General features: G+C 66.4%; 22 protein-coding genes. 7 read left to right on the forward strand and 15 right to left on the reverse strand.

Features of this window, described 5'->3' with window-relative positions; all coding sequences use genetic code 11:
• Positions 1-37 precede the first annotated feature (37 nt).
• Positions 38-1,420 carry an N-acetylmuramoyl-L-alanine amidase gene (locus B2W22_RS21095; protein ID WP_175138848.1) on the reverse strand — a complete coding sequence of 461 codons (1,383 nt, stop codon included), beginning with the start codon at positions 1,418-1,420 and terminating at the stop codon, positions 38-40.
• Positions 1,348-1,887, reverse strand: a complete 540-nt coding sequence (tsaE, locus tag B2W22_RS21100; RefSeq protein ID WP_175123264.1) for a tRNA (adenosine(37)-N6)-threonylcarbamoyltransferase complex ATPase subunit type 1 TsaE — start codon at positions 1,885-1,887, stop codon at positions 1,348-1,350. Before tsaE ends, B2W22_RS21095 begins: the two co-directional genes overlap by 73 nt.
• Before the next feature lie 162 nt (positions 1,888-2,049).
• Here tsaE and fumC point away from each other — a divergent pair, with 162 nt between their 5' ends.
• The gene (fumC, locus tag B2W22_RS21105; RefSeq protein ID WP_175123263.1) at positions 2,050-3,447 is read left to right on the forward strand and encodes a class II fumarate hydratase; all 1,398 of its coding nucleotides are present in this window, start codon (positions 2,050-2,052) and stop codon (positions 3,445-3,447) included.
• Positions 3,448-3,526: 79 nt separating this feature from the next.
• Here the strand turns inward: fumC and B2W22_RS21110 are convergent, their stop codons facing one another.
• Positions 3,527-4,423 carry an AEC family transporter gene (locus B2W22_RS21110; protein ID WP_175123262.1) on the reverse strand — a complete coding sequence of 299 codons (897 nt, stop codon included), beginning with the start codon at positions 4,421-4,423 and terminating at the stop codon, positions 3,527-3,529.
• A 242-nt stretch (positions 4,424-4,665) separates the two neighbouring features.
• Between B2W22_RS21110 and B2W22_RS21115 the strand changes: the two genes are divergently transcribed.
• Positions 4,666-5,658 (forward strand): tripartite tricarboxylate transporter substrate binding protein BugE, encoded by a 993-nt coding sequence (locus tag B2W22_RS21115; RefSeq protein WP_056569019.1) that lies wholly within the window; start codon positions 4,666-4,668, stop codon positions 5,656-5,658.
• 90 nt (positions 5,659-5,748) lie between these two features.
• On the opposite strand, the gene B2W22_RS21120 is transcribed toward B2W22_RS21115, so the two are convergent.
• Complete coding sequence (locus tag B2W22_RS21120; protein WP_286939446.1) at positions 5,749-6,699, reverse strand: LysR family transcriptional regulator; 951 nt, start codon at positions 6,697-6,699, stop codon at positions 5,749-5,751.
• Positions 6,700-6,826: 127 nt separating this feature from the next.
• Here B2W22_RS21120 and ggt point away from each other — a divergent pair, with 127 nt between their 5' ends.
• Entirely contained in the window at positions 6,827-8,590 is a 1,764-nt protein-coding gene (gene ggt / locus B2W22_RS21125; protein WP_286939447.1) for a gamma-glutamyltransferase, read from the forward strand.
• A gap of 109 nt (positions 8,591-8,699) precedes the next feature.
• Here ggt and B2W22_RS21130 read toward each other — a convergent pair whose 3' ends face one another.
• The 4 genes from B2W22_RS21130 to B2W22_RS21145 form a co-directional block, all read right to left on the reverse strand.
• Complete coding sequence (locus tag B2W22_RS21130) at positions 8,700-10,091, reverse strand: APC family permease (protein WP_175123258.1); 1,392 nt, start codon at positions 10,089-10,091, stop codon at positions 8,700-8,702.
• Between the two features lie 291 nt (positions 10,092-10,382).
• Positions 10,383-11,510: a CaiB/BaiF CoA transferase family protein gene (locus B2W22_RS21135; RefSeq protein ID WP_286939448.1), complete on the reverse strand. Its 1,128-nt coding sequence runs from the start codon at positions 11,508-11,510 to the stop codon at positions 10,383-10,385.
• A gap of 13 nt (positions 11,511-11,523) precedes the next feature.
• Positions 11,524-12,504, reverse strand: a complete 981-nt coding sequence (locus B2W22_RS21140; RefSeq protein ID WP_286939450.1) for a Bug family tripartite tricarboxylate transporter substrate binding protein — start codon at positions 12,502-12,504, stop codon at positions 11,524-11,526.
• A gap of 69 nt (positions 12,505-12,573) precedes the next feature.
• Positions 12,574-14,274: an acyl-CoA dehydrogenase family protein gene (locus B2W22_RS21145; protein ID WP_286939451.1), complete on the reverse strand. Its 1,701-nt coding sequence runs from the start codon at positions 14,272-14,274 to the stop codon at positions 12,574-12,576.
• Positions 14,275-14,395: 121 nt separating this feature from the next.
• Between B2W22_RS21145 and B2W22_RS21150 the strand changes: the two genes are divergently transcribed.
• Positions 14,396-15,316: a LysR family transcriptional regulator gene (locus B2W22_RS21150; protein ID WP_286939452.1), complete on the forward strand. Its 921-nt coding sequence runs from the start codon at positions 14,396-14,398 to the stop codon at positions 15,314-15,316.
• 3 nt (positions 15,317-15,319) lie between these two features.
• On the opposite strand, the gene purU is transcribed toward B2W22_RS21150, so the two are convergent.
• The 6 genes from purU to B2W22_RS21180 form a co-directional block, all read right to left on the reverse strand.
• Positions 15,320-16,174 carry a formyltetrahydrofolate deformylase gene (purU, locus tag B2W22_RS21155; RefSeq protein WP_175184080.1) on the reverse strand — a complete coding sequence of 285 codons (855 nt, stop codon included), beginning with the start codon at positions 16,172-16,174 and terminating at the stop codon, positions 15,320-15,322.
• A 40-nt stretch (positions 16,175-16,214) separates the two neighbouring features.
• Positions 16,215-17,324 carry an NAD(P)/FAD-dependent oxidoreductase gene (locus tag B2W22_RS21160; RefSeq protein ID WP_286939453.1) on the reverse strand — a complete coding sequence of 370 codons (1,110 nt, stop codon included), beginning with the start codon at positions 17,322-17,324 and terminating at the stop codon, positions 16,215-16,217.
• On the reverse strand, positions 17,321-17,845 hold the full coding sequence (locus tag B2W22_RS21165; protein WP_175138841.1) for a flavin reductase family protein: 525 nt from the start codon (positions 17,843-17,845) through the stop codon (positions 17,321-17,323). The genes B2W22_RS21160 and B2W22_RS21165 overlap by 4 nt, the downstream gene beginning before the upstream one ends.
• 69 nt (positions 17,846-17,914) lie before the next feature.
• Positions 17,915-18,544 (reverse strand): pyridoxamine 5'-phosphate oxidase, encoded by a 630-nt coding sequence (gene pdxH / locus B2W22_RS21170; protein ID WP_175123250.1) that lies wholly within the window; start codon positions 18,542-18,544, stop codon positions 17,915-17,917.
• Positions 18,545-18,659: 115 nt separating this feature from the next.
• Positions 18,660-19,316, reverse strand: a complete 657-nt coding sequence (locus B2W22_RS21175; RefSeq protein WP_175123249.1) for a gamma-glutamylcyclotransferase — start codon at positions 19,314-19,316, stop codon at positions 18,660-18,662.
• Between the two features lie 2 nt (positions 19,317-19,318).
• Positions 19,319-20,527: an MFS transporter gene (locus B2W22_RS21180; protein ID WP_286939455.1), complete on the reverse strand. Its 1,209-nt coding sequence runs from the start codon at positions 20,525-20,527 to the stop codon at positions 19,319-19,321.
• Between the two features lie 314 nt (positions 20,528-20,841).
• Here B2W22_RS21180 and B2W22_RS21185 point away from each other — a divergent pair, with 314 nt between their 5' ends.
• From B2W22_RS21185 to B2W22_RS21195, 3 genes are read left to right on the forward strand one after another with little or no spacing between them, the layout of a single operon-like run.
• Entirely contained in the window at positions 20,842-22,026 is a 1,185-nt protein-coding gene (locus B2W22_RS21185) for an efflux RND transporter periplasmic adaptor subunit (protein WP_056568980.1), read from the forward strand.
• Between the two features lies 1 nt (position 22,027).
• Entirely contained in the window at positions 22,028-23,986 is a 1,959-nt protein-coding gene (locus tag B2W22_RS21190; RefSeq protein WP_175123247.1) for a MacB family efflux pump subunit, read from the forward strand.
• 5 nt (positions 23,987-23,991) lie between these two features.
• Complete coding sequence (locus B2W22_RS21195) at positions 23,992-25,416, forward strand: efflux transporter outer membrane subunit (protein ID WP_175123246.1); 1,425 nt, start codon at positions 23,992-23,994, stop codon at positions 25,414-25,416.
• Positions 25,417-25,675: 259 nt separating this feature from the next.
• On the opposite strand, the gene B2W22_RS21200 is transcribed toward B2W22_RS21195, so the two are convergent.
• A partial coding sequence (locus B2W22_RS21200; RefSeq protein WP_286939456.1) for an IS256 family transposase occupies positions 25,676-26,640 on the reverse strand: 965 nt, incomplete at its 5' end.

The raw sequence follows: 26,640 nt of genomic DNA on the forward strand, positions 1-26,640 counted from the left end.
GACCCTGAAATGAGTCCGAGCGCGGGGCCGACCCCGGCTAGCTCAGATCGCCCAAACGGGCCAGCGGCGGATTGGCCGTGAAGTAGCGCTGGATGCCGGTCATCATGGCCTGCGCCAGCTTGTCCTGGTGCGAGGAGCTGCGCAGCAGCGCTTCTTCTTGCGGATTGCTGATGAAGGCGGTTTCGACCAGCACCGACGGGATGTCCGGCGCCTTCAGCACGGCAAAGCCGGCCTGCTCGACGCTGTTCTTGTGCAGGCGGTTGATCTTCTTGATCTCGTCCAGGAAGGCGTTGCCAACCTTGAGCGAGTCATTGATCTGGGCCGTGGTGGACAGGTCCAGCAGCACTTTCGCGACCTGGCGATCGTGGCTGCCCAGGTTGACGCCGCCGATCAGGTCGGCCGCGTTTTCCTTGTCGGCCATCCAACGGGCCTGCGCGCTGGTGGCGCCGCGCTGGGACAGCGCAAATACCGACGAGCCGTTGGCCGAGGGCTTGACCCAGGCGTCCGCGTGGATCGAGATGAACAGGTCCGCATGCACGCGGCGCGCCTTTTGCACGCGCACGTGCAGGGGCACGAAGTAATCGTCGTCGCGCGTCAGGTAGGCGCGCATGTAGGGCTGGCTGTCGATCAGCGCCTTCAGGCGCCGCGCAATGCGCAGGACCACGTCTTTTTCGCGCAGCCCGGATTTGCCGATGGCGCCCGGGTCTTCGCCGCCGTGCCCGGGATCCAGCGCGATGGTCAGCATGCGCGGCTTGCCGCGGCTGGCGGTGGCGGGGGGTTTGGGCGGGGTGGGCAGCGCGGGCGCCGGCTGCTGGCCGCGCACGCGCGGCGGCTCGGGCGGATCCGCGCGGGTCACCGGGTTGCGCTGGATGTCTTCGAGGATGCGCGCCAGCGGATCGTCCACGTCGGGACCGCTGGATTTGTTCAGGATCGCGATCAGCGGATCCTGCGCGATCTTGGGATATAGGTCGAGCACCAGGCGGTACTGGTAATCGGCCACCGGCTTGAGCGTGAACACCTGCGGCGCCACGGGCTGCTTCAGGTCGAACACCAGCCGCACCACGTTCGGACGGTTCTGCGCCACGCGCAGGCTCTGGATGTAGGGGTCGTCGGGCCGGACCTTCGAAACCAGGTCGTTTAGTGCCGCGCTGAGGGTCAGTCCCTCGATGTCGACCACCAGGCGGTGGGGATTTTCAAGGGTGAATTGTTCGGCCTTGAGTTCGCTGTCGAGTTCCAGCGTGACCCGGGTGTATTCGTCTGCCGGCCAGGTCCGGACAGCCAGGATCGTTGCAGCCTGCGCCAGCCTTGGCACGACCGGCAGGACGAGCAGGGTGGCGGCGACGCTGATCAGGCGTCGGCGGGTGGCGCCTGCCGAGGGGAGGGCGCCGTCAGGGGCGGGGGGACAATCGCGTTCAACCATGTTTGTCCTCGAGCGGTGTACGCGGTCAGGCTGGCGTCACGTCCGTCGCCTGCATAGTCCAGGCAGATCAGCAGGTCGGGCGGGGGCAAAAGACCCTCCGCCCGCTCTGGCCATTCGATCAAAACGACTGCTTCGTCACGCAGTAAATCCCGGAATCCTGCGTCCAACCATTCGCGCGAATCACTAAATCTATAAAAATCAAGGTGATAGAAGTATAAGTTAGAAACTTTATAGGATTCAAGCAGCGCGTAGCTTGGACTCTTGATTCGGCCTGTGATGCCGCTTTCCCGCAACAATGCCCTGGAGAAGGCCGTCTTTCCTGCCCCGAGGTCCCCTCGAAGATGAATACATGCGCCTGGCAGGCCGGTTTTGGCGCCGGTGACCATCGGGGCAAGCTGGCGCGCCAGCGCCTCGGTGGCGGCTTCGTCGGGCAGGTGCAGGGTCAGGGTGGCAAGGGGGGCGGACATGGCGCGGGAGCAGTGGTAAAAAACGAGGATCGGAGCACAGATGGGAGCAATTATAGGAATGCGGGTTTCTGCTAACCTATAACGATTGCTATTCTCAATAATGTCGCGACTTTGCGGCCTTCCGCCGCCCGCGACTGACGCCGCCACGGAGTTGTACGCGCCATGAAGACCCGCATCGAAAAAGACACCTTTGGCCCCATCGAGGTGCCGGAAGACCACCTGTGGGGCGCGCAGACGCAGCGCTCCCTGCATTTCTTCGCGATTTCCACCGAGAAGATGCCGGAGCCGCTGGTCAATGCGATGGCAAGGCTCAAGCGTGCGGCGGCCAAGGTCAATGCCGACCTGGGCGAGCTGGACCCCAAGATCGCCGACGCGATCATGCGCGCCGCTGATGAAGTCGTCGCGGGCAAGTGGCCCAACGAGTTTCCGCTGTCCGTCTGGCAGACCGGTTCGGGCACGCAAAGCAACATGAACATGAACGAGGTGCTGGCCAACCGCGCCTCGGAATTGCTGGGCGGCGTGCGCGGCGAAGAGCGCAAGGTGCACCCGAACGACCACGTCAACCGCGGACAATCGTCGAACGACACCTTCCCGACCGCGATGCACGTGGCGGCCGCCGTGGAAGTCGAACACCGCCTGCTGCCGTCGCTGAAGGCGCTGCGCGCCACGCTGGCGGCCAAGAGCGCCAAGTTCTACGACATCGTCAAGATCGGCCGCACCCACCTGCAGGACGCCACGCCGCTGACGCTGGGCCAGGAACTGTCCGGCTACGTGGCGCAGCTGGATCTGGCCGAACAGCAGATCCGCGCCACGCTGCCCGGTCTGCACCAACTGGCCATCGGCGGCACGGCAGTGGGCACCGGCCTGAACGCCCATCCGCAATTCAGCCCCAAGGTGTCGGCCGAACTGGCCCATGCCACCGGCACGGCGTTTGTTTCCGCACCCAACAAGTTCCAGGCGCTGGCGTCGCACGAAGCGCTGCTGTTCGCGCACGGCGCGCTGAAGTCGCTGGCGGCGGGTCTCATGAAGATCGCCAATGACGTGCGCTGGCTGTCGAGCGGTCCGCGTTCGGGCCTGGGCGAGATCAGCATCCCCGAGAACGAACCGGGCAGCTCGATCATGCCGGGCAAGGTCAACCCGACGCAGTGCGAAGCCATCACGATGCTGGCCGCGCAGGTCATGGGCAACGACGTGGCCATCAACATCGGCGGCGCCAGCGGCAATTTCGAGCTGAACGTCTACAAGCCGCTGGTGATCCACAACTTCCTGCAATCGGTGCGTCTGCTCACGGACGGCATGGCCAGCTTCGACCAGCATTGCGCCGCGGGCATCGAGCCCAACCACGAGCGCATCGCGGAACTGGTGGACCGTTCGCTGATGCTGGTGACCGCGCTGAATCCGCACATCGGCTACGACAAGGCCGCGCAGATCGCCAAGAAGGCGCACAAGGAAGGCCTGTCGCTGAAGGAATCGGCGCTGGCGCTGGGCTTTGTGACCGAAGCGCAGTTTGCCGAATGGGTTGTGCCGGGCTCGATGACGAACGCGCACAAGCCGTCGTAAACGTCACACGCCGGCCCGCGCCGCCGGTCCCATGAATATGGCCGCCCCGCAAAGGGCGGCCATTTTTCTTGTGAGCGGGCTAGCCGCCCGCCACGAGCAGCCACAACGGGATCGTGAGCGCCGAGAACAACGTGCCCAGCGAGATCAGCACGGCGACCATGCGGCCGTCGCCGCCCATGCGCATCGCCAGCACATACGCCGCGGATGCCGTGGGCAGCGCCGCGAACAGCAGCAGCATGCGCGCTTCGAGCGGGGGCAGGTCGAGCAGGTGCGCCACCAGCAGCGCCACCGCGGGCAGCGCGACCAGCTTGACCGTCAGCATCCACGCGATCAGAGATCCATAACCCTTGCCGCCTTCCCACGCCAGGCTGGCGCCCACGCAGATGATGCCCAGCGCAAGCGCCGCCGCGCCCAAGCGCGCGAACACTGTGTCGACGGGGCCGGGAAGCTGCAGTCCCGCCAGATTGCAGGCCAGGCCGAGCAGCGTGGAAATCACCAGCGGATTGCGCGCGAGTTCGCGCAGCAGGTTGCCGCCGCTGTGGCGCGCCAGGCCATAGACGGCGGCGACGTTGGCCATGGGCACTGCGAAGCCGACGATCAGCGCCATGACGGTCTGGCCCGGCGCGCCCGCCAGGCTGGCCGACAGCGCCAGGCCAATGTAGGTGTTGAAGCGGTACCCGCATTGGGCGGAGGAGGCGAGACCCAGCGACGAGGGCCGCAGCGCCAGGCCCGCCAGCCACGCCATCGCGACGCCGGCGGCAATGACCGACGCGGTGGCCTGCAGCAGCAGCGCCGCGTTGCCCGCCGTGATGGGCGTGCGCAGGATCGATTGGAACAGCAGCGCGGGGAACAGCACGAAGTACACGAGACGTTCCGTGCCGGCGAAGAACTCGCGTGAGAAACCCAGTTTGTGACGTAGCGCCCAACCCAGCGCGACCAGCATGAAATCGGGGAGAACCAGGAGTGCAACAGACATGAGGGAGTGGTTTTTCGTCTGGCGCCGGGCGGCGTCGGGCGCGCTATGCGGGTGTAAGCATTTGCTGCTATTCTCCGTCATTCTGGCGGGCGCGTGTGCCACAAGCAACCTATAAATGCGGCGTAGACACGCTGCGCACAAGCAATGCGCCCGCACCGTTATCTGCTGGTCCGTCTACAGGCGGGCACAACACACAACGGTCCGTCTACACACGGGCTCGCAATCTTGGAGGAAACACAACTATGAATAAGGTCCGCTCCCTGGCAGTGGCCATCGCCCTTGCTACCGGTGCTGCCGGCACGTTGGGCGCTTCGGTCGCGCACGCCGCAGACAAGTACCCCAGCAAGGCCATCCGCGTGATCGTTCCGTTCGCGCCTGGCGGTTCCACGGACATCATTGCGCGCCTTGTGACGCAGCGCATGAGCCAGGAACTCGGCCAGCCGATGGTCGTTGAAAACAAGGGCGGTGCCGGCGGCGCCATCGGTGCGGCCGAAGCCGCGCGCGCACCGGCCGACGGCTACACGCTGTCCATCGCCACCGTCTCCACGATGGCTGTGAACCCAGCATGCCGTCCGAAGGACCTGCCGTACGATCCGATCAAGGACTTCCAGCCGGTCACCAACTTCGCCAACACCGCCAACGTCGTGGCCGTGAACCCCAAGTTCCCCGCCAAGGACTTCAAGGGCTTCATCGAAGAGCTGAAGAAGAACCCGGGCAAGTATTCGTACGGCAGCTCGGGCACCTGCGGCGTGCTGCACCTGATGGGCGAATCGTTCAAGATGGCCACCGGCACCGACATCGTGCACGTGCCCTACAAGGGTTCGGGCCCGGCGCTGGCTGATGCCGTCGGCGGCCAGATCGAAATCCTGTTCGACAACCTGCCGTCCTCGATGCCGCAGATCCAGGCCGGCAAGCTGAACGCCATGGCCATCGCGTGGCCCGAGCAGATCGCCGCCGTCAAGGGCGTGCCGACCTTCAAGGACGCCGGCTTCCCGGTGCTGAACCAGCCCGTCTGGTACGGCCTGCTGGCGCCCAAGGGCACGCCGATGGAAGTCGTGAACAAGCTGCGTGACGCCGCCGTCGTGGCCCTGAAGGACCCGAAGGTCATCAAGGCGCTGGACGAGCAAGGCTCGGCGCCGTCGGGCAACACGCCGGAAGAGTTCGCCAAGGAAATCCAGGAACAGTTCAACTGGGCCCAGGACGTCGTGAAGAAGCAGAACATCAAGCTGGACTGATGCTGCGCGGGGCGGCCTGGGTTGCCCCGATCGACACAGCAACGGGCGCCTTCGGGCGCCCGTTGTGCTTTGCGGGCCGCGCGCGGTTGGTCAGACGGGCGCGTCCAGGCCTTCGAGCAGCGCGGCGCAGGCTGCGCGCAGGCGCTCGATCAGATCGCGGTGCAACGCCGACAGCGGATCCTGGTTGCGCGTCATGATGCTGATCGGCACGCGCAGCGCCGGTTCCAGACGGCGCAGGGTCATGCCGGGACGCAGCATGGCGCGCGCGGTGATGGCGTCAACGATGGCGTCGCCGCAGCCTGCATCGACCAGCGCGCAGGCCACGTAATGCGTCTGCACCTGGATGGCGACCTGCGGCGCCAGGCCCTGCGCGTCCAGCGCCAGTTGCAGCAGGGCGCCCGATGCGTCGCCCGCGTCCAGCACGATGAGCGTGTCGCTCGTGATGCCGGTTATCGAGGGATCGCCGCCCACGGTATCGCCGCCTGTTGCCTCGGACAGCTCAGACAAGCGCATCGGGCCTCGCGCGGGCTTGCGGCTCAGGTGCACGAGTTCCGTGTGTCCCAGTCCCATGCGCGTCAGACCAGGATAGTCATTCGTGTCGAACGTGACCGCCAGGTCCAGTTCGCGCGTCAGCAGCCCTTGAACCAGCTCGGCGCTATGGTGCGTGTGGATATCGAAGGTGATGCCGGGCTGCGCGTTGCGGCTGTCGCGCACCACGCCGGGCAACAGGCCAAGTCCAAGCGCGGGCGCGCAGCCCAGGCGTAGATGGCCGTGAGGCCGGTCGCGCAGGTTGGTCGCCAGCCTGCGCACGCTGTTCAGGTCCTGGCTCAGACGCGCGATCTCGGGGGTGAGGATCTCGGCCTCGCGCGTGGCGACCAGCCGGCCCTTTACGCGGTCAAACAGCTTGAAGCCCAGCTGGCTTTCGGCATGCGCCAGCAGCTTGCTGGCGGCGGGCTGGGAAATATGCAGCGCGGCGGCGGCTTCGGTCAGGGATCCGGTGCGGCGGATCGCTTCGAATATCTCGATGTGGCGCAGACGCATGGCGCAGACGGGGGGAGTCCGAAACCGCGATTCTAAGCCGGATGGCGCCCCGCGCGCCGTGTACCGCGCGCCGCCCTTTGACTATCATGGACGCCAGCCGGATGTCCGGCGACCACCGGAGCCATCCATGCGCCTACGCCGCCACGCCGCCCTGCTGCTCGCCGCCGCGATAACCGGCCTGCCATTTGTTTCCGCCAGCTGGGCGCGCACGCCGCCCGCAGCCGAGGACATCAATCCCGAAGCCGCCAGCGGCGTCCAGGCGCGCCAGCTGGTGCGCGCGCCGCATTTCATGATGGTGTCGGCCAACCCGCTAGCCAGCCGCGCGGGCGAAGCGATGCTGCGGCGCGGCGGCAGCGTAGTGGACGCCGCCATTGCCACGCAGCTCGTGCTGAATCTGGTCGAGCCGCAATCGTCGGGCATCGGCGGGGGCGCGTTCATGGTGCTGTACTCCGCGGCGGACGGCCAGATCCGCACCATCGACAGCCGCGAGACCGCGCCCGCGGCCGCGCGGCCTGATCGCTTCCTGGATGCCGAAGGCAAGCCGCTGCCCTTTGCGCAGGCCGTCAACAACGGCATGTCGGTGGCGGTGCCCGGCCTGTTGCGCGGTCTGGAACTGGCGCACAAGACGCACGGCAAGCTGCCGTGGGCCGACCTGTTCCAGCCGGCCATTGAATTGGCGGAAGCGGGCTTTGCGGTGTCGCCGCGCCTGCATTCGCTGCTGGCCGGCAACAAGGCGCTGCCGCAGCAGGCCGCGGCGGCCGCGTATTTCTATGCGCCGGACGGCGCGCCCTGGCCCGTGGGCCACGTGCTGAAGAACCCGGAATTTGCACGCACCCTGCGCGCGGTGGCAACGCAAGGCGCCGACGCGTTCTACCAAGGCGATATCGCGCGCGACATCGTGGCCGCGGTGCAAAAGCATGAGAAGCCGGGCGACCTTACCCTTGCGGACCTTGCAGACTATCGCGCGAAGACGCGCGACCCCGTGTGCGGCGCGTACCGCGCCTATCAACTCTGCGGCATGGGTCCGCCCAGCAGCGGTCCCATCGCCGTCCTGCAGATGCTGGGCGAGCTGGAGCAGTTTCCGCTGAGCCGCTACGCGCCGGGCACGGCGCAGGCGGTGCATTATTTTTCGGAAGCCGGCCGGCTGGCCTTCGCCGACCGCGATTTCTACGTGGCCGACCCGGACTTCGTGCGCGTCCCGGTACGCGCCTTGCTGGACCCCGCCTACCTGCGCGCGCGCGGCGCGCTGATCCAGCCGGATCGCAGCATGAAGGTCGCGCTGCCCGGTGACCCCGAAGGCAAGCTGCTGTCGCTGGGCAAGGACAACGCGCTGGAACTGCCGTCCACCAGCCACCTCGTGGCGGTCGACGCGCAAGGCAACGCGCTCACCATGACGACGACCATCGAAAGCGAATTTGGCAGCAAGATTTTCGTGCGAGGCTTTCTGCTGAACAACGAGATGACCGATTTTTCGTCGTCGTTCAAGGACCCGGAAGGCCGGCTCGTCGCCAACCGCATCGAGCCGGGCAAGCGCCCGCGCAGCTCGATGGCGCCGATGATGGTGCTACGCGATGGCAAGCCTTACGTGCTGGTGGGCTCGCCGGGCGGCAGCGCAATCATCAACTACGTCGCCAAGACGCTCGTGGGCGTGCTGGACTGGAATCTCGATATTCAGTCGGCAATCGACCTGCCCAACATGGGCAGTCGCAACAAGGAAACCGAACTGGAGAAGGGCACGGCGCTGGAAGCATTGGCGCTGGAACTGGAGAGCATGGGGCACCCGGTGCGCATCACCGAGTTTCCCAGCGGCATCCACGGCATCGTCATCGACGCGAAGGGCCTGCAAGGCGGCGCGGACCCGCGCCGCGAAGGGCTGGCGGTGGGCGGCTGACGCCGCGCTGCGGCGCCAGGCCCGGCGGGGGCGTCCTCGCTGAGACGCCGCGGCCAGCACGTGAGACTGAGGCGCCCGGCTGAGGGTGCCTCAGCCGTGGCGCCACGCATCACTCCAGCGCCGAGGGATCCAGCTCCATCTTGGCCTCGCGGCGCCGCGCCAGCCAGGTCACGAACCACATCACCACGCCCAGCAGCAGCAGCCAGCCGGCGACCTGATACTGGATCACGTCACGGCCCGTCAGCGGCGTAACCAGGAACAGGCAGGCCGCGGCGCCCAGCCACGGGACGATGCGGTTGATGGAAAAGTGCTTGTGCTTGACCTTGTCACGCCGCAGCACCAGCACCGCGACGTTCACGAACGCGAACACGCCCAGCAGCAGCAACGCGGTGGTGCCGCCCAGCGCGCGGATCGCCTGCGAGTCGGTCAGCGAGACCAGGATGATGAGGCCGAAGGCCAGCGCCGTCGTGAACAGGATGGCCGTCCACGGCGTCTGGTTCTTGCGGTGCACGTGCGCCAGGAACGACGGCAGCACGCCCTGACGCGACATGCCGTACAACAGGCGGCTGGCCATCATCATGTTGATCAGCGCCGAGTTCGCCACGGCGAACATCGAGATGATCGGCATGATGTACTCCACGGGCAGATCCGGCGCGGCGCGCTTGACCACCAGCACCAGCGGCGTGCTGCTCTTGGCCAGTTCGCCCACCGGCACCAGCGCAACGGCGCAGATGGATACCAGCACATAGATGAGTGCCGTGATGCCGAGGCCGGTCAGCATGACCTTCGGGAAGATGCGGCTGGGATCGTGCGTTTCCTCGGCCATGTTGACCGAATCCTCGAAGCCGACCATGGCGAAGAACGCGAGCGCGGTGGCCGAGGTCACGGCCAGGAACACGCTCTTGTCCTCGGGCGTGTCGAACGCGACGACGCGCGAGAAGTCCGCCTGGCCGCCGGAGATGGCGTAAAAGCCCAGCAGGATGACCATCAGCAGACCCGACAGCTCGATCAGCGTAAGCACGACGTTGGCCCGGACGCTTTCAGTCGCGCCACGAAAGTTGACCAGCATGACCAGCGTCATGAAGCCCAGCGCGCCAAGCGTGATCCAGTGCTTTTCGGCCTCGATGCCCATCGCGGCGAACAGGTTGGCGGCGAAGGCCTGCGAGGCGGTGGCGGCCGACGTCAGGCCGGAACACATGACGGTAAAGCAGACGATGAACGTCAGGAAGTGCACGCCGAACGCCTTGTGGACGTAGAGCGCGGCGCCGGCGGCGCGCGGGTACTTGGTCACCAATTCAAGGTAGGACAGCGCGGTCAGCAGGGCCACCCCGAAGGCGACCAGGAACGGCAGCCAGGCCGCGCCGCCGACTTCAGCGGCCACTTGCCCTGTCAGTGCGTAGACGCCGGTGCCCAGGATGTCGCCAACAATGAATAGCAGAAGCAGCTTCGGGCCCATCACCCGTTTCAGCTGGCCGTGGTCTTGTGAGTCTGTCGTGGCCATAGTCTTTTATTTCCTCTTATGTGGCTCGCCTTTTTATGTGGCTCGGGAAAGCGTGCAGATGCGACGCAAAATGCAAAAAAAGTCTACGGCGGCAATAGGGCGGTGTGCTGAAACCAAATGTCTAAGTTGTTGCGCGCGGGGATAGCAGTCCACTTCGGACGGTGTCAGACACCCGGGCGAGAGGGCCGTCAGCCTGTGACACCGGATATGCGGGTGTCTGACACCTGGCCAAGCGGAAACGCTGCAGCAAAAAAAGCCCGGCGGGCGCCGGGCGGGGTCATCGATGCGGGATCAGTCCTGCCCGGCTGGCGGCGCCAGGTCTGGCGGCAGCTTGCGCAGCGTGGCGGGCGTGCGCGACAGCTTGATGGGCGAGCCCACGCCTTTGTAATCGCCCTGTTCCAGCACCATGCCGCGGTGCCGCGTATGCGGATGCGCGAGCGCCTGATCGACCGTCTGCACGGCGGCGGCAGGCACGCCGGCGCGCAGCAGTTGGTCGGCAAGCGCGGCGGCTTCGTGGCGGGCAAGCAGCGCAGAGAGATCGTCGCGCAGCGCCTGGCGATGGCGCAGACGGTCCGCATTCGTGGCGTAGCGAGCGTCCGCCGATAGCGCCGGCGCATCGAGCGTCTGCGCCAGCATCGCAAACTGGCGGTTGTTGCCCACGGCCAGAAAGATCGGCCCGCTGGCGGTCGGCAAGGTTTCGTACGGCGCGATATTCGGGTGCGCGTTGCCGCTGCGCTGCGGCACCTTGCCGCTGTAGAAGTAATTGGGCGCATGCGGGTGCAGCAGCGACAGCGCGCAGTCATACAGCGTGATGTCCAGGAACTGCCCCAGCCCGCTGCGCGTGCGCTCGTTGAGCGCCAGCAGGATCGCCACCGCTGCGTTCAGCCCCGTCACCATGTCCACCACCGGCAGGCCCACGCGCGTCGCTTCGCCGTCCGCATTGCCGTTTACGCTCATCAGCCCGCACATCGCCTGCGCGCACGCGTCGTAGCCGGGCAAGCCGCCTAGCGGGCCGTCCGAGCCGAACCCGCTGACGCGGCAATGGATCAGCGCGGGGAAGGCCGCCTTCAGGTCTTCATAGCCCAGGCCCCACTTTTCCAACGTGCCGGGCTTGAAGTTCTCGACCAGCACGTCGGCGTCGGCCAGCAGGTGGCGCAGCAGTTCCTGCCCGGCGGGCTGCGACAGGTCCAGCGTCATGCCGTCCTTGTTGCGGTTCACGCCGACAAAGTACGAGGCCGTCTCGCCCAGGAAGGGCGGGCCCCAGCCGCGCGTCTCGTCGCCGCCGGGCGGCTCGATCTTCAGCACGTCGGCGCCGTGGTCGGCCAGGATCTGCGTGCAGTACGGACCGCCCAGCACGCGTGACAGATCGATCACCTTGCAGCCCGCAAGGGCGCCGGCATTGGGTAGGGTGTGAGCCATGGAATTCTTCGCGTCAGTCGATGGAAACGTTGGCGCTCTGGATCAGCTCGCGCCACTTGGGGACTTCGGTGGTGATGAAGGTGGACAGACCCTGCGGCGTCTTGTCCTGCGCTTCGACGATGCCCTGCATGCGCAGCGTCTGCTCGATCGCGGGATCGGACAGCGCCGTCTTGAAGGCTTGGTTCAGCGTGTTCACCACATCGGCCGGGGTGTCCTTGGGCGCGACGATGCCGAAGAAGACGCTGACGTCATAGCCCTTCAGCCCCTGCTCGGACAGCGTCGGCAGCTCGGGCAGCGCGTCGGAACGCTGCGCGCTGGCCAGGCCGATGGCGCGCAGCTTGCCCGCCTTGATGTACGGCAGCGCGGTCAGGATGTCGGTGAACGACATCGACACCTGGCCGCCCAGCAGATCGTTCAGCGCGGGGCCCGTGCCCTTGTACGGGATGTGCATGATCTTGGTGCCGGCCATGCGGTTGAACAGGATGCCGGCCAGGTGCGACGACGCGCCGTTGCCGGACGAGGCGTAGCTCAGCTTGTCCGGATTCTTCTGCGCGTAGGCGATCAGCTCCTGCATGTTGTTGGCGGGCACCGAAGGGTTCACGACCAGGATGTTGGGCAGGTGGCCGATGCGGATGATGGGCGCGAAGCTGGTCTCGGGGTTGTAGTTCTGCTTCTTGTACAGGCTGACGTTGATGGCCAGCGGGCCGGACGTGCCGAACAGGATGGTGTAGCCGTCGGGCTTGGCGGACGCGACGTATTCAGAGCCGATGTTGCCGCCCGCGCCGCTGCGGTTTTCGACGATGACGTTCTGCTTGAGCGGCTCGCGCAGCTTTTCGGCCAGGCGGCGGGCCAGCGCGTCGGTGGGGCCGCCGGGCGGGAAGGGCACGACCAGCGTGACCGGCCGCGCAGTGGGGTAGGCGTCTGCGGCAACGGCCGGCGTGGCCGCGACGATGGCGGCGGCCGCCAGGAACAGGGGGGGGAAATAGCGTTTCAAGCATGTCTCCAGTGGATGGCGCGCCGGCTGTGCCGCCGGCGTCGGGTTACTGCAAAAGCCGGATGGGCGTTACAGCGCGTACTGCAGGATGGCCTGGCAGGCCGCGCTTTCGTCAGGCGGGATGGCATAGGGATCGCGCGGCGCCAGGCGGTGCAGCAGCACCTGGTCGGCCAGCCGCGCGCGGCTTTCCAGACCCGGGCCGGTGGCTTCCCAGCGCAACGCGGCCATGGACACCGCGTGATACAGCAGCGATGCGGCCTGGCGCGCCAGCTGGGCATGGTCGCCTTGCGCGGCATGTTCCGCCAGCGCGTAGGTCTTTTCCAGGGCGCTGGCCTGCAGATCGGCCAGTTCGGGCGGGCAGGGCGCGCCGTCCGCCAGCAGGCGGTCGATGTGGCTGCGCAGCGCGGGCAGGGAATGCTCTTTCTTGATGGCGCGCAGGACATCCAGCGCGACGATGTTGCTGGTGCCTTCCCAGATGGAGCCCAGATGCGCGTCGCGCACCAGGCGCGGTTCGGTGAACTCCTCGATATAGCCGCAGCCGCCGCGCACTTCCATCGCGTCGCCGGTGACCTTGCGCGCGTCGCGGCAGGCGCGGAACTTGATCAGCGGCGTCAGGATGCGCGCCAGCGCGGGGGCCGCCGCACCCTGATCGGCATCGGCCAGCGCGCGCGCCGTCTGGAACATCACACTGCGCGCCTGTTCGGCCCACACGATCATCTTGACGAGCTGACGCTGCATGAGCGGCATGTCGATCAGCCGCTTGCCGAAGGCGCGGCGATGCTGCGACACGTAGACGGCCTCGGTGACGGCGCGGCGCATCAGGCCCGCGGCGCGCATGCCGTTGGACAGGCGCGAGTTGTTGATCATGTCGGCCATGTGCTTGAAGCCGCGGCCGCGTTCGCCCACCAGCCAGGCCACCGCGCCTTCCAGACGGATTTCGCCGCTGGCCATGGAGCGCGTGCCCAGCTTGTCCTTCAGGCGCAGGATGCGGTAGTGGTTGTGCGTGCCGTCCGCCAGGTCGCGCGGCAGCAGAAAGAGCGACACGCCCTTCAGGCCGGGATCCGTTTCGCTGCGGGCCAGCACCGTCGCAAAGCCGGCGTCGGGGTTCGAGCAGAACCACTTGTCGCCGTGAATGCGCCAAGTGCCGTCGTCCTGCGCTTGCGCCGTGACTTCGGTGGCGCTGACGTCCGAGCCCGCGCCCTGTTCGGTCATGAACATGGCGCCCTGGCGCAGCGTGTCGAAGTCCTGCGACGTCACCTGCGGCAGCACGCGCTCGACCAGTGCCGGGTCGCCGAACTTGCGCAACGTGCGCGCCAGCGAGTCCGTCATGCTGACCGGGCAGCACAGGCCGAACTCCGCCTGCACGAAGAGATGGCTGAGCGCGTATTTGGCGGCGGCGGGCATGGGCTCGGGCCAGCCGAGCACACCGCCCCGGTGGGACAGGGCGGCCAGACCGAATTCGCTGTAGGCCAGGCGTTCCAGTTCGACGTAGGCCGGATGCTTGTCGATGCGGGACTCGTCCGTGCCGGCCCGGGTGCGCACGGACAGCGTGGGCGGATGCTTGTCGGCCACGGAAGCCAGTTCGTCCATCACCCCGCCTGCCAGTTCGCCCAGCCGGCTCAGGTGCGGCAACAGATGCGCGTGCAGGGCGGGCGGCAGGTAGCGTCGGCTCAGCGCCTCGGCGTATGGGTCGGCGCTGAACAGGTTCAGCCCGCGGGAATCCGGGACGGGCGTGGCGGTGGCGGCAACGGGCAAGGCAGGGGTATCCATGGCGGCATCCGGGTCGAGACGGGGAGATGCCCTATGGTGCGGGCCTTGATTTATCTATTCAAATACTGTTTTGATGTAGATCAATCCAAAAAAAATATAGATATGCCTTAAGGAGGGACGCATGGACTTGGAACCCCGGCTGCTGCGCTACTTCATCGCCGTGGCCGAAGAGCGCCATTTCAGCCGCGCGGCGGCACGCCTGCACATCTCGCAGCCGCCGCTCAGCTACGCGATCCGCCAGCTGGAAGAGAACATCGGCGCGCGCCTCTTGGCCCGCACCAGCCGGCATGTCGAGCTGACCGACGCCGGCCAGGCGCTCTACCACGAGGCCCTGATTCTGCTGCGCCAGGCTGAAGAGGTCCGCACTCTGGTGCGCCAGGTGGACGCGGGCCTGCGGGGCCGGCTGCGTATCGGCTTCGTGGGGTCGATGCTGTATCGGGGCCTGCCCGCGCTGCTGAGCGCCATGCGCACGGAACTGCCCGACGTGGAGCACGTGCTGACCGAACTGAACTCACATGATCAGATCGAGGCGGTGCGGCGCGGCGAGCAGGACCTGGGCTTCATCCACGCCAATCCGGTGCCGGACGGCGTGCAGGCGCGTGATCTGATGGCCGAGCCGTTCGTCGTGTGTCTGCCGGACGCGCATCCGCTCGCGCAGCGCACGACGCTGCGGCTGGCGGATCTGGCGGAGGATGACTTTGTCTTTTTCGCGCGGGCGGCCTCGCCCAGCTATTACGAGACGGTGCTGGCCATGTGCGTGTCGGCCGGCTTCATGCCGGCGATCCGGCATGAGGTGCGCCACTGGCTGAGCGTGGCGTCGCTGGTGTCGCAGGGATTGGGGGTGTCGATCGTGCCGGCGTGCCTGTCGCGCAGCGGGCTGGCGGGCACGCGGTTCATTGCGTTCGAACACGATGCGCGCTCGATCAGCCAGGTGATCTGGCCCGATGCGGCGCGCTCGCCCTTGCAGGAGCGCGCGGTGGCGTTGGTGGCCCAGGCGTTTCCGCCGTTGCAACCGCCCGCCGCGGTCCCGTCAAAGGCGTGAGGATCAGCGGAACACGACGGTCTTGTTGCGGTTCAGCAGGATGCGGTGTTCGACGTGGCTGCGCACGGCGCGAGACAGCACCAGGGATTCGATGTCGCTGCCCACCTGCGTCAGGTCCTGCGCGGTCATCGTGTGGTCGACGCGCTCGATGTCCTGGTCGATGATCGGGCCTTCGTCCAGGTCCGAGGTCACGTAGTGGGCCGTGGCGCCGATGATCTTCACGCCGCGCGCATGCGCCTGGTGGTAGGGGCGCGCGCCCTTGAAGCTGGGCAGGAAGCTGTGGTGGATGTTGATCGCGCGTCCGGTCAGGGCGCGGCACATGTCGGCGGACAGGATCTGCATGTAGCGCGCCAGCACGACCAGGTCGATGTTCGCCTCGTCGACGATCTTGAGCACCTGCTTTTCCTGTTCCAGCTTGGTGTCAGGCGTGACCGGCAGGTGGTGGAACGGAATGTTGTAGGTGGCGGCCAGGCCGGCGTAGTCGTTGTGATTCGAGACGATGGCGGCCACTTCGGCATGCAGATGGCCGCTGTGCACGCGGAACAGCAGGTCGTTCAAGCAGTGGCCCTGCTTGCTGACCATGATGAGCAGGCGTTCCTTGCGGCGCGCGTCGTGCAGCTTCAGTTCCATGCCGTAGTCGGCGGACATGGCGTCCAGGCGGGCGCGCAGGTCGTCGGCCGAGGCGCCGACCGGCAGGTCGAAGTGCACGCGCAGAAAGAACCGGCCGGTCTCTTCGTCGCCGAACTGCTGCGAATCCAGGATGTTGCAACCCAGTTCGAACAACAGGCCGCTGACGCGGTAGACGATGCCGGTGCGGTCGGGGCAGGACAGGGTCAGGATGTAGTCGTTGTGCTGCATGGCGGAAATGGATGAATAAGAAAGAGGGAGCGGGCGGAGATCAGGCGGACAGGCGCGCCAGGGTTTCTTCCGCCAGGGCCAGGCTGGAGGTCAGCCCGGGGGATTCGATGCCGAACAGGTTCACCAGGCCCGGCACGCCATGCACGGCGGGGCCGGCGATGACGAAGTCGGCGGGCGGTTCGTGCGGCCCCGAGATCTTGGGCCGGATGCCCGTGTAACCGGGCGCCAGCGCGTCGTCCGGCAAGGCCGGCCAGTAGCTGCGGACGGCTTCGTAGAACACCTCGGCGCGGGACGGGTCCAGCGTGTAGTCCTCGGTGCCGACCCATTCGGTGTCGGGGCCGAACTTGGCCTGGCCGCCCATGTCCAGCGTCAGATGCACGCCCAGGCCTGCATGCTGGGGCACGGGATAGATCAGGCGCGAAAACGGCGCGCGGCCGGACAGCGTGAAATAGCTGCCCTTGCACAGGTAATCGGTGGGGATGCTGTCTGCGGGCACGCCTTCGATGCGCCGCGCCAGGGCCGGCGCCTGCAGGCCGGCCGAGTTGATCAGCACGTTGCAGGTCAGTTGCATGGCGTCATCGCCGCCGAATTGCAGCTCGAAGCCGCCTTCAGGGCGCACACGCCCCGACACAAGCGGCGTATGGAACACGCACTGGGCGCCCGCGTTTTCGGCGTCGCCCTGAAAGGACAGCATCAGCGCGTGACTGTCGACGATGCCGGTGGACGGCGACATCAGCGCGGCGGTGCATTGCAGCGCGGGCTCCAGGCGCATGGCTTCTTCGCCCGAGATGTACTGCAGGTCGTCCACGCCGTTGGCTCGGGCGCGTTGGGCGATGCCTTCCAACTGCGTGGCCTGTTCGGGGCTGGTGGCGACGATGAGCTTGCCCAGCCGCTTGTGCGGCACGCCGCGCTCGGCGCAGTACGCGTACAGCAGATGCTTGCCACGCACGCATAGCCGCGCCTTCAGGCTCCCGGCGGGGTAGTAGATGCCGGCGTGGATGACTTCGGAGTTGCGCGAGCTGGTGCCGGTGCCGATGGCCTCGGTGGCCTCGGCCACCAGCACCTCGCGGCCGGACTGGGCCAGCGCGCGGGCGATTGCCAGCCCGACCACGCCGGCGCCAATGACGACGCAATCGACGTCGACGCTCATGATTTGGCCTTCTCGGCGCGCGTGCCGGCCGGCGTCAGGTCGAATCCGCCCGCATGAAACACCAGCGGCGGCTCGCCGCTATGACCGCAACGTTCGACTTCTCCGACCATGATGACGTGATCTCCCTCGACATAGCGGCTGCGGTTGCGGCATTCGAACCACGCGGCGCAGTGGCCGTCCAGCATCGGCGTGCCGCCCGGCGCGTAATGCACCTGCAGTCCGGCATAGCGGTCCGGCGTCTTGCCGGTCGCGAAGCGCCGCGCCAGCGCGATCTGATCCGCGCTCAGCACGTTTACCACGTAGCGCTCGCACTGTTCGAAGGCCTCCAGCGACGAGGAGCCCAGCGACAGGCTCCACAGCACCAGCGGCGGGTTCAGCGAGACCGAATTGAACGAGCTGACCGTCAGGCCGATGGGCGCGCCGTCCTGGCCGGCGGTCGTCACGACCGTCACGCCGGTGGCGTAACGGCCCAATGCGGTGCGAAAGAAGACGGAATCGAAATCAGGGGAGGAGGCGGACATGCAGTAGACAGTTCGGTCGGGCGCGGGAGGCGCCCGGCGTGGGGACGCCCCACGTCGGGGGCGCCTGTATCAGGGAGACAGGCGTTCGATCTTCCAGTCCGCGCCGTCCGCGACGTAGCGCAGGCGGTCGTGCAGGCGGGACGGCCGGCCCTGCCAGAACTCAAAGGCGGTGGGCTTCAGACGGTAGCCGCCCCAGTGCGGCGGGCGGGGCGGCTGTTCGCCGAAGCGTTCGCGGAATTCCTTTTCGCGGGCTTCCAGTTCTTCGCGGGTGATGGGCTGGCTCTGGCGCGAAGCCCAGGCGCCGATGCGCGATCCGGCCGGGCGGCTGTGATAGTAGGCGTCCGACTCTTCGGCGGCCACTTTTTCCACCACGCCCTCGATGCGGACTTGGCGCTCCAGCGGCTGCCAGAAGAACAGCAGGCTGGCGCGCGGTTCGGCCAGCAGGTCCAGGCCCTTGCGCGATTCGTAATTGGTGAAGAACGTGAAGCCTTGGTCGTCAAAGCCCTTGATGAGGACGATGCGGGCGCTGGGCTGGCCGCTGGCATCCACCGTCGCCAGGGTCATGGCGTTGGGTTCGGGCACCTTGGCCGCGAGGGCCTCGTCGAACCAGCGGGTGAATTGCTCGAACGGGGAGCGGGCGGCCTGGCTTTCCAGGAGCACATTCTTTTCGTAGCTTTGACGCAGATCAGAGACGGACATGGTCTTAGGGGTTCAGCGTTGATAACAGGGAGTTTATACCGCCTGGAAGACCGGCCCCTCATTGACCCCGCGCAGGCCCCGGACAAGTTCGCCGGGCCTGCTCGCCCCTTGGGCGTCAGGGACCTTCGGGCAGCGGGTGGCCGTCCAGTTCCAGCCGGCGTGCGATCGCGTCGAGCCGGGCGTCGTGGATGCCGGCGGACCGCAAGGCCTGGGCGGTCTGCACCACATAGTCCGTGCACGGGCCGTAGCGTCCCGCCGCGCGGCGCACGATCTCCAGCAGTTCCGGCTCGGGCAGTGCGCGGATATAGGCGGGATTGCTGCGGTTCATGATGAAGACCAGTGCGCGGACGACCCCTTCGTCCGTGGCGCAGTTGATCCAGCGGGGCAGGTAGGCGCCCGTGGACATCTCGCGTTCCCAGAGGGCGGGAAAGTAATTGGGGACCTGGTCGCCGGCCAGGCGGTAGACCACACCCCGGCAGGAACCGCCGCGATCCAGTCCAAACACCAGGCCCGGGCATTCGGGCGTGCCCCGGTTCACCCGCGACCACAGGCAAAGCGCCCGGTGGTGGCCGCGCAGCGTGGCCAGGCGCCGTTCCTGGAAGTCGAAATCCGGCCGCCAGATCAGGGATCCGTACCCGAATACCCATACGTCTTCCCCGGCCTGCCAGTGTTTGAGCGCATCGTCGAGCGAGGCTTGGCGTTCTTCTGCCGTCCAGAGCCGGAAGGGCAAGGACGCGCCGGAGATGTCGGAGGGGGAGGACTGCTTGTTCACAACTACGTTTTCCGTTCAGGCTCGTGCGGAGGATTTCGATTGGCCCAGCCCCCGGCCATCAGTGCCACGGAATAGGCCCAGAAAAGCGGGGCAACGCCAATTACCGCACCCAGCGCGCCGAAGGTCAACGGCAGGGACACCTGCGAACCGTTGATCAGCGCCATGCGCAGGCCCACGGCTTCGGCGGCGCGGCCCGGTGGTGAGTATTGGTGCAGCAGGGACAGCATGCTGGGTTGGCAACAGCCCAGCGCCAGTCCCAGGATGAAAGACAGCACGATCAGGACGGTAACGTCGGTGAACAGCGGGTAAAGCACGAAGTCGATTGCCGCGGTGGCCATGGCCACGCGCACCAGCGTCCAGGATCGCACCCGGCGCTGGATCAGCGGCAAAGCCAGCCGGATAACGAAAGTTGCCGCCGCGAACGACGCAAGAATGACGCCGATGGTGGTGGCGGACAAGCCAATCGCCACGCCGAAGATCGGTACGACGAACAGGTGGGTATCCCACGCGCCGGACAGGATGGTGTTCACCATCAGGACTCGGCGCAAGGCGGGCACGGCGAGCAACTCGGTCACCCGGCGGCGCTGGGCCTCTCGCACGCCGGTGATGGCAGCGTCGACCGCCTTCAACTGATGCCGCAGCGCATACAGGCCGATTCCCGAGAGCAGGGGCCCGACGGCGAGGAGGCCGAAGGCCGTGCGCGTACCCAGGTGGTCAATGGCCAGACCGGCGATCAAAGGACCGGAAAATCCCGACCCTGCCAGGGCCAATGACATGAACGAGAAATTGCGCAGCCGCTTCTCGGGTTCGGCGTGTCCCAGCAGATCCTGCGTGGCGACCTGATGCAGCATGAAGCCGATGCCGATGCAGCAGGACGCCACCAGCAGCGCGGACTGGGTTTGTGAAATAGCGGGGAGTAGCGTGCCGAAAGCCACCAATGTGGTGCCGATGACCAGCGGACGGACGATGCCGACCCGGTCCACCCAGCGACCCGCGCGGACCGAAAACAGCATGGGCAGCACTGCAAACACCGCCACCAGCGTGCCCACCGTGAATGTGGACAGCCCCATCTGCAGCGCCGTCAGGGAAACGGTGATCCGTCCCCCGGTCAGCGCCACATGATTCATCATTGCCAGCAGGCACAAAAGCACCGCCCCGGAAAATTCCGGGGAACTGGATGGCGAGGAGGGGGATCTGTTGGAGGTAGACACGGCTTAACTGCATTCATTCTGTTCGTAACGTCCGGCTATGTCGAGGCGATGCGATTTTGCGCTGCAGCGGACAGTGACTAGTCACATTGCGAAGTTAACGGTCTCTACCGGACAAGTCTCGCGCTTATTCGGCAAGATGACGGCACGTTCGCGGCAGGTGCGGTAAAACGGTTCCGCAACCGTCCTGGGATCGTTGTATCGTTCACGCAACGGAACACGTCCGCCCGGTGCAATTCACCAGCGAATTGCGCCGTTTGTTTGCAGCATTACCGGCGCCGCCCGTGGCGCCTTGCCGTTCCCATCGTCCAGGTTCAATGAAAAAGTCCCGCAGCAAGTTCAAGCGCTACGTCCTGATAGCCGTCATCCTCCTGCTTCTTGTCTTTGGTGCGCGCGCCGCATTCTTCTCGGCCCCGCCGCCGCCAACCTTCGCCGTGGCCGAGGTGTCCCGTGCCGATCTGGAAGACAGCGTCCTGGCCAGCGGCACCATCGACGCCATCGAACGCGTCAGCGTCGGCGCGCAGGCCACGGGCCAGCTCAAGTCCCTGAAGGTGGAACTGGGCGATCGCGTCAAGAAAGGACAACTGGTCGCCGAGATCGATGACCTGACCCAGCAGAACGAGCTGCGCAACGCCGAAGCGGCGCTGCAGACGCGGCGCGCCGAGCGGGCGGCCAAGGTCGCCACGCTGAAGCAGGCCGAACTGGCGTTCAAGCGCCAGCGCATGATGCTGGCGGCCGACGCCAGCTCGCGCGAGGCCTATGAGACCGCCGAGGCCACGCTGGCCGTGACCCGTGCCGAGATCGCGTCGCTCGACGCGCAGATCGCGCAGGCCGAGATCCAGGTGGACACGGCCCGGGTCAACCTGGGTTACACGCGCATCGTGTCGCCGATCGACGGCATGGTGGTGGCGGTGGTGACCAAGGAAGGCCAGACGGTCAACTCCATCCAGAGCGCGCCCACCATCATCAAGGTGGCGCAGGTGGACACCATGACGATCAAGGCGCAGATCTCCGAGGCCGATGTGACGCGGGTCAAGCCCGGGCTGCCGGTCTACTTCACCATCCTGGGCGAACCGGACGAGCGCTACCGCGCCACGCTGCGCGCGGTGGAACCGGCCCCGGATTCCATCCAGAAGGATGACGCGGCGTCGTCGCTGACGTCCTCGACCAGCACGTCCACCAGCGCCGCGGTCTATTACAACGGGCTGTTCGACGTGCCCAACCCCGACGAGAAGCTGCGCATCTCGATGACGGCGCAGGTCTTCATCGTGCTGGGCGAGGCCAAGGGGGCGGTGGTGGTGCCGGCGTCGGCGCTGGGCAAGCGGGGCGCGGACGGGCGCTACGAAGTGCGCGTGGTGGGGGAAGGCAACAAGACCGAGACGCGCCAGGTCCGCATCGGCATGAACAACAATGTGCAGGCGCAGGTGCTGGAAGGCCTGGAGGTGGGCGAACGCGTCGTGTCGGCGGATTCGTCGCCGGCCGCCGCCAAGCCGGGAGCCTGACATGAGCGGTCCGCTCATTTCCCTGTCGGGCGTGCGCCGCGAGTTTCCGGCGGGCGACCAGACGATCGCGGTCCTGAAAGACGTCAACCTGACGATCGAGGCGGGCGAGATGGTCGCCATCGTGGGGGCGTCCGGTTCGGGCAAGTCGACGCTCATGAACATCCTGGGCTGCCTGGACCGGCCCACGCGCGGCGATTACAAGGTCGACGGCCGCAGCACGGGCGAATTGGATCCCGACGAACTTGCGGAGCTGCGCCGGGAGCACTTCGGGTTCATCTTCCAGCGCTATCACCTGCTGGCGGACCTGAGCGCGCAGGGCAACGTGGAGGTTCCGGCCGTCTACGCGGGCAAGCGCCGCGAGGCGCGGCTGGAGCGGGCTTCGGCCTTGCTGGCGCGCCTGGGCCTGGCCGATCGTTCCGAACACCGGCCCGGCCAGTTGTCCGGCGGTCAGCAGCAGCGTGTGAGTATCGCGCGGGCGCTGATGAACGGCGGCGACATCATCCTGGCCGACGAGCCCACGGGCGCCCTGGACACGCATACGGGCCAGGAGGTGCTGCGCATCCTGGAAGAACTGAACGCGGCGGGACACACGATCATCATCGTCACGCACGATATGAACGTGGCGCGCCACGCGCAGCGCATCATCGAGATCAGTGACGGCGAGATCGTCGCGGACAAGCGCAATCCGGACGCGCCGCGCCATCAGACGGCATTGGACGAGGCCCCGGCGATGGCCCAGCGGCCGGCCTGGCAGGCGTATCTGGACCGCTGCGGCGAGGCGCTGCGCATGGCGCTGCTGGCGATGAACGCGCATCGGCTGCGCACGTCGCTGACGATGCTGGGCATCATCATCGGCATTGCGGCGGTGGTGTCGGTGGTGGCGCTGGGCGAGGGCTCGCGGCGCAAGATCCTGGAAGACATCAGCGCAATCGGCACGAACACGGTTGAGGTTTTTCCGGGTAAGGATTTCGGCGACGAGAAGGCGGTGAACATCCGCACGCTGGTGGCGGCGGACGCCGAGGCGTTGGCGCGCGAGTCCTATGTGGACAGCGTGACGCCGGAAGTGGGCACGAGCAATACGCTGCGTTACCGCAACGTGTCGGTGAATGGGTCGATCCAGGGCGTGGGCGATCAATACTTCCGGGTGCGCGCGATCAAGCTGGCCGAGGGCAAGTTCTTTGACGAGACCAGCGTGGCGCGCCGCGCGCAGGAAGTGGTGATCGACGAGGGCACGCGGCGTGCGCTGTTCGGGTCGCATACGGAGCCCATCGGGCAGGTGATTTTCCTGGGATCGATGCCGGCGCGCGTGATCGGGGTGACGCAGAAGAAGGACACGGTGTTTGGCAGCAACGATTCGCTGAACGTGTGGATTCCCTATACGACGGCGCTGTCGCGGGTGCTGGGGCAGCAGCACCTGAAGAGCATCACGGTGCGCGTGAACGACGCAACGCCGCCGGCGGCCGCCGAACAGGCCATCGTGCGGGTGCTGACGCGCCGGCACGTGGTGAAGGACTTTTTCGTGTTCAACACGGATGCGGTGCGCAAGACGATCGAGCGCACGACGGCGACGATGACGCTGCTGGTGTCGCTGATCGCGCTGATTTCGCTGATGGTGGGTGGAATCGGGGTGATGAACATCATGCTGGTGTCGGTGACCGAGCGCACGCGCGAGATCGGGGTGCGGATGGCGGTGGGCGCGCGGCGCAGCGACATCATGCAGCAGTTCCTGATCGAGGCGGTGCTGGTGTGCCTGATCGGCGGCGCGGTGGGCATCCTGTTGTCGCTGGGCTTGGGCGTGCTGGTCAGCAAGGCGACGGGCGGCTCGTTCCAGATGATCTATTCCACGGCATCGATGGTGGCGGCATTCACGTGCTCGACGCTGATCGGTGTGATTTTTGGCTATCTGCCGGCGCGCAACGCGGCGCGCCTGGATCCCGTCGAGGCGTTGGCCCGGGAATGAGGAAGATGAAAGCAGTTTCTCTGGTGTGCAAGCCGCTGGGCGTGGCGCTGTTGCTGGCGCTGGGCGGGTGCGGTCTGCTGCGTACGGATTACGAGCGGCCGGCGGTGAGTGTGCCGGCGTCCTGGACTTATGCGGGGGCGGGCGCTGATGCGGGCGCGCAGGCTTCGCTGGCCGATGGAGGCGACTGGTGGCGCAATTTCGATGATCCGGTGCTGAACAGGTTGGTGGAGACGGCGCTGGCGCGCAACAACGATCTGGCGGCGGCGGCGATTCGCGTGCGGCGGGCGCAGTACCAGGCGGGGCTGGCGGACGATCAGTTGATGCCGCAGTTTGGCGGGGACGCGAATGTGTCGCGGGTGCGCAATCTGTATGGGGATCGCGCAATCACGCGGGCCAATTCGGCCGAGCTGACGGTGAGCTATCAGGTGGATCTGTGGGGCAAGCTGGCGCGCCAGCGGGATGCGGCGCAGTGGGAGGCGCTGGCGACGGAGCAGGACCGCCAGGCCGCGGCGCTGTCGCTGGTGGGGACGACGGCAACGTTGTATTGGCAGACGGCGTTCATCAACCAACGCATCGCCAGCAGCGAGGAGAGCATTGCCTACGCGCGGCGCACGCAGGATCTGGTGCGGGCGCAGTACGCGGCGGGCGGGGCGTCGGCGCTGGAGTTGGCTGAGGCGGAGCAGACGGTTGCCAGCCAGGAGGCGGCGCATGCGCTGCTGGTGCAGCAGCGGGTGGAGTACATCAATGCGTTGACGATTCTGTTCGATGGGCCGCCGGATCGCATCACGGCGGATCCGATGCGGTTGCCGTCGAGCGCGTTGCCGGAGGCGCGGGCGGGGGTGCCGGCGGAGTTGCTGGGGCGGCGGCCGGATCTGCGGGCGGCCGAGCTGCGGTTGCGGGAGTCGCTGGCTACCGTGGATGCGACGCGGGCTAGCTTTTATCCGCCGGTGACGTTGACGGGGGCGCTGGGCACTTCTAGCCCGACGTTGTCGGATGTGTTGAAGAATCCGATCGGGACGTTGGGGGCGGGGTTGACGTTGCCATTTCTGCAATGGAACCAGATGCAGCTCAATATCCGGATTTCGAAAGCGGATTTTGAGGAGCGGGTGGTGACGTTCCGGCAGGCGCTGTATCAGGCGATGGCGGATGTGGAGAATGCGCTGTCGAATCGGACGCAATTGTCGATTCGTGCTGAGCAGCTGGATCTGTCGTTGCGGGCGGCTCGGGAGGCTGAGCGGCTGTACGAAGTCAGGTATCGGGCGGGGGCGGTGCCGCTGCGGGATTGGCTGGATGCGCAGGAGAAGCGGCGGGTGGCTGAGGTGGCCAGCGATGAGAATATGCTGAATCGGTTGGTGAATCAGGTCACGGTTTATCAGGCGCTTGGCGGGGATGATGTGGTGGCTGTTGAGGGGGATGGGCTGCGGATGTGAGGCTGTCTGCCGGCAGGCGCATCGATTTTCGGCGAAAGTCGGGGGCAGGTGTCGGTTGCGGTTCTTGTGGCGCTCGGCGGGTGTTTTAGGTGTCGATTGCGGTTCTTGTGGCGCTTGGCGGGTGTTTTAGGTGTCGATTGTGGTTCTTGTGGCGCTCGGCGGGTGTTTTAGGTGTCGATTGTGGTTCTTAAGACGCCCGGCGCGTGGGAGTGTCAGAATTTTTGTGTTCTAGGCGTTTGCTCTGACGTTGCATCATTAGCTATCCAGCCGCCTGCGAGTCGATACGGGGCCGGGTAAATCGTTCCTCATAGAGGACGGCGAACTGCTGCATGGCCTCGGTCCAATGGTGTGTGGCCGATCCCCATTTGACGGCGATGCTTCTGAGCGCCAGCCAGAGCAGCTTAATAGCTGCATCGTCGGTGGGGAAGTGGCCGCGCGTTTTGATGATCTTGCGAAGCTGCGCGTTTACGCTCTCTATCGCATTGGTCGTGTAGATCACGCGGCGGATCGCGGGCGGGAACACGAAGAATGGGATGACCTGCTCCCACGCGTCCTTCCAGGCCTTAACGATCATGGGGTATTTCAGTCCCCATGGGCTCGCAGCGAACTCATCGAGCGCCTCTTGCGCGGCCTGAGCGTTCACGGCGGCGTAGATCGGGCGCAGTGCCGCGGCGATGGTGCGCCGCTCCTTCCAGCCCGCGTAGCTCAGACTGTTGCGGATCAGGTGCACGATGCAGGTCTGCAGCGTCGTGGCCGGGAACACGACCTCTAGCGCCTGCGGCATCCCTTTTAAACCGTCGGTGACCGCGATCAGGATGTCCTGCACGCCTCGCGTTTTAAGGTCGTTGAACACCCGCATCCAGAACTTGGCGCCTTCAGTGGTCTCGATCCACAAACCTAGAATCTCGCGTGAGCCATCCGGCAGCACGCCCAGCGCCAGATATACCGCCTTGTTCTGAACCAGGCCTTCATCCCGGATCTTGACCCGTAGTGCGTCGAAGAACACCACCGGCAGCATCGGATCCAGCGGCCGGTTCTGCCAGGCCTGCACCTCTTCCATGACTTCATCGGTCACCGAGCTGATGAATTCCGGCGACACATCAGTGCCGTATTGCTCGTCCAGAAATGCCCGGATCTCGCGCACGCTCATGCCACGGGCGTACATCGCGATGATCTTGTCATCAAACCCCGTAAAACGCCGGGCGTGCTTGGGGATCAGGATCG

The sequence above is a fragment of the Achromobacter sp. UBA4530 genome, from assembly GCF_002388205.1.
Lineage (GTDB): Bacteria > Pseudomonadota > Gammaproteobacteria > Burkholderiales > Burkholderiaceae_B > Achromobacter > Achromobacter animicus.

What these genes read in the sequence shown, in the direction of transcription:
- purU (WP_175184080.1), bottom strand. Translation starts at nt 16,174, where the DNA reads ATGCAGCACAACGACTACATCCTGACCCTGTCCTGCCCCGACCGCACC.
- pdxH (WP_175123250.1), bottom strand. Translation starts at nt 18,544, where the DNA reads ATGTCCGTCTCTGATCTGCGTCAAAGCTACGAAAAGAATGTGCTCCTG.
- B2W22_RS21130 (WP_175123258.1), bottom strand. Translation starts at nt 10,091, where the DNA reads ATGGCCACGACAGACTCACAAGACCACGGCCAGCTGAAACGGGTGATG.
- B2W22_RS21095 (WP_175138848.1), bottom strand. Translation starts at nt 1,420, where the DNA reads ATGGTTGAACGCGATTGTCCCCCCGCCCCTGACGGCGCCCTCCCCTCG.
- B2W22_RS21185 (WP_056568980.1), top strand. Translation starts at nt 20,842, where the DNA reads ATGAAAAAGTCCCGCAGCAAGTTCAAGCGCTACGTCCTGATAGCCGTC.
- B2W22_RS21190 (WP_175123247.1), top strand. Translation starts at nt 22,028, where the DNA reads ATGAGCGGTCCGCTCATTTCCCTGTCGGGCGTGCGCCGCGAGTTTCCG.
- B2W22_RS21135 (WP_286939448.1), bottom strand. Translation starts at nt 11,510, where the DNA reads ATGGCTCACACCCTACCCAATGCCGGCGCCCTTGCGGGCTGCAAGGTG.
- B2W22_RS21120 (WP_286939446.1), bottom strand. Translation starts at nt 6,699, where the DNA reads ATGCGTCTGCGCCACATCGAGATATTCGAAGCGATCCGCCGCACCGGA.
- B2W22_RS21145 (WP_286939451.1), bottom strand. Translation starts at nt 14,274, where the DNA reads ATGGATACCCCTGCCTTGCCCGTTGCCGCCACCGCCACGCCCGTCCCG.
- B2W22_RS21150 (WP_286939452.1), top strand. Translation starts at nt 14,396, where the DNA reads ATGGACTTGGAACCCCGGCTGCTGCGCTACTTCATCGCCGTGGCCGAA.
- ggt (WP_286939447.1), top strand. Translation starts at nt 6,827, where the DNA reads ATGCGCCTACGCCGCCACGCCGCCCTGCTGCTCGCCGCCGCGATAACC.
- B2W22_RS21115 (WP_056569019.1), top strand. Translation starts at nt 4,666, where the DNA reads ATGAATAAGGTCCGCTCCCTGGCAGTGGCCATCGCCCTTGCTACCGGT.
- B2W22_RS21195 (WP_175123246.1), top strand. Translation starts at nt 23,992, where the DNA reads ATGAAAGCAGTTTCTCTGGTGTGCAAGCCGCTGGGCGTGGCGCTGTTG.
- tsaE (WP_175123264.1), bottom strand. Translation starts at nt 1,887, where the DNA reads ATGTCCGCCCCCCTTGCCACCCTGACCCTGCACCTGCCCGACGAAGCC.
- fumC (WP_175123263.1), top strand. Translation starts at nt 2,050, where the DNA reads ATGAAGACCCGCATCGAAAAAGACACCTTTGGCCCCATCGAGGTGCCG.
- B2W22_RS21110 (WP_175123262.1), bottom strand. Translation starts at nt 4,423, where the DNA reads ATGTCTGTTGCACTCCTGGTTCTCCCCGATTTCATGCTGGTCGCGCTG.
- B2W22_RS21160 (WP_286939453.1), bottom strand. Translation starts at nt 17,324, where the DNA reads ATGAGCGTCGACGTCGATTGCGTCGTCATTGGCGCCGGCGTGGTCGGG.
- B2W22_RS21165 (WP_175138841.1), bottom strand. Translation starts at nt 17,845, where the DNA reads ATGTCCGCCTCCTCCCCTGATTTCGATTCCGTCTTCTTTCGCACCGCA.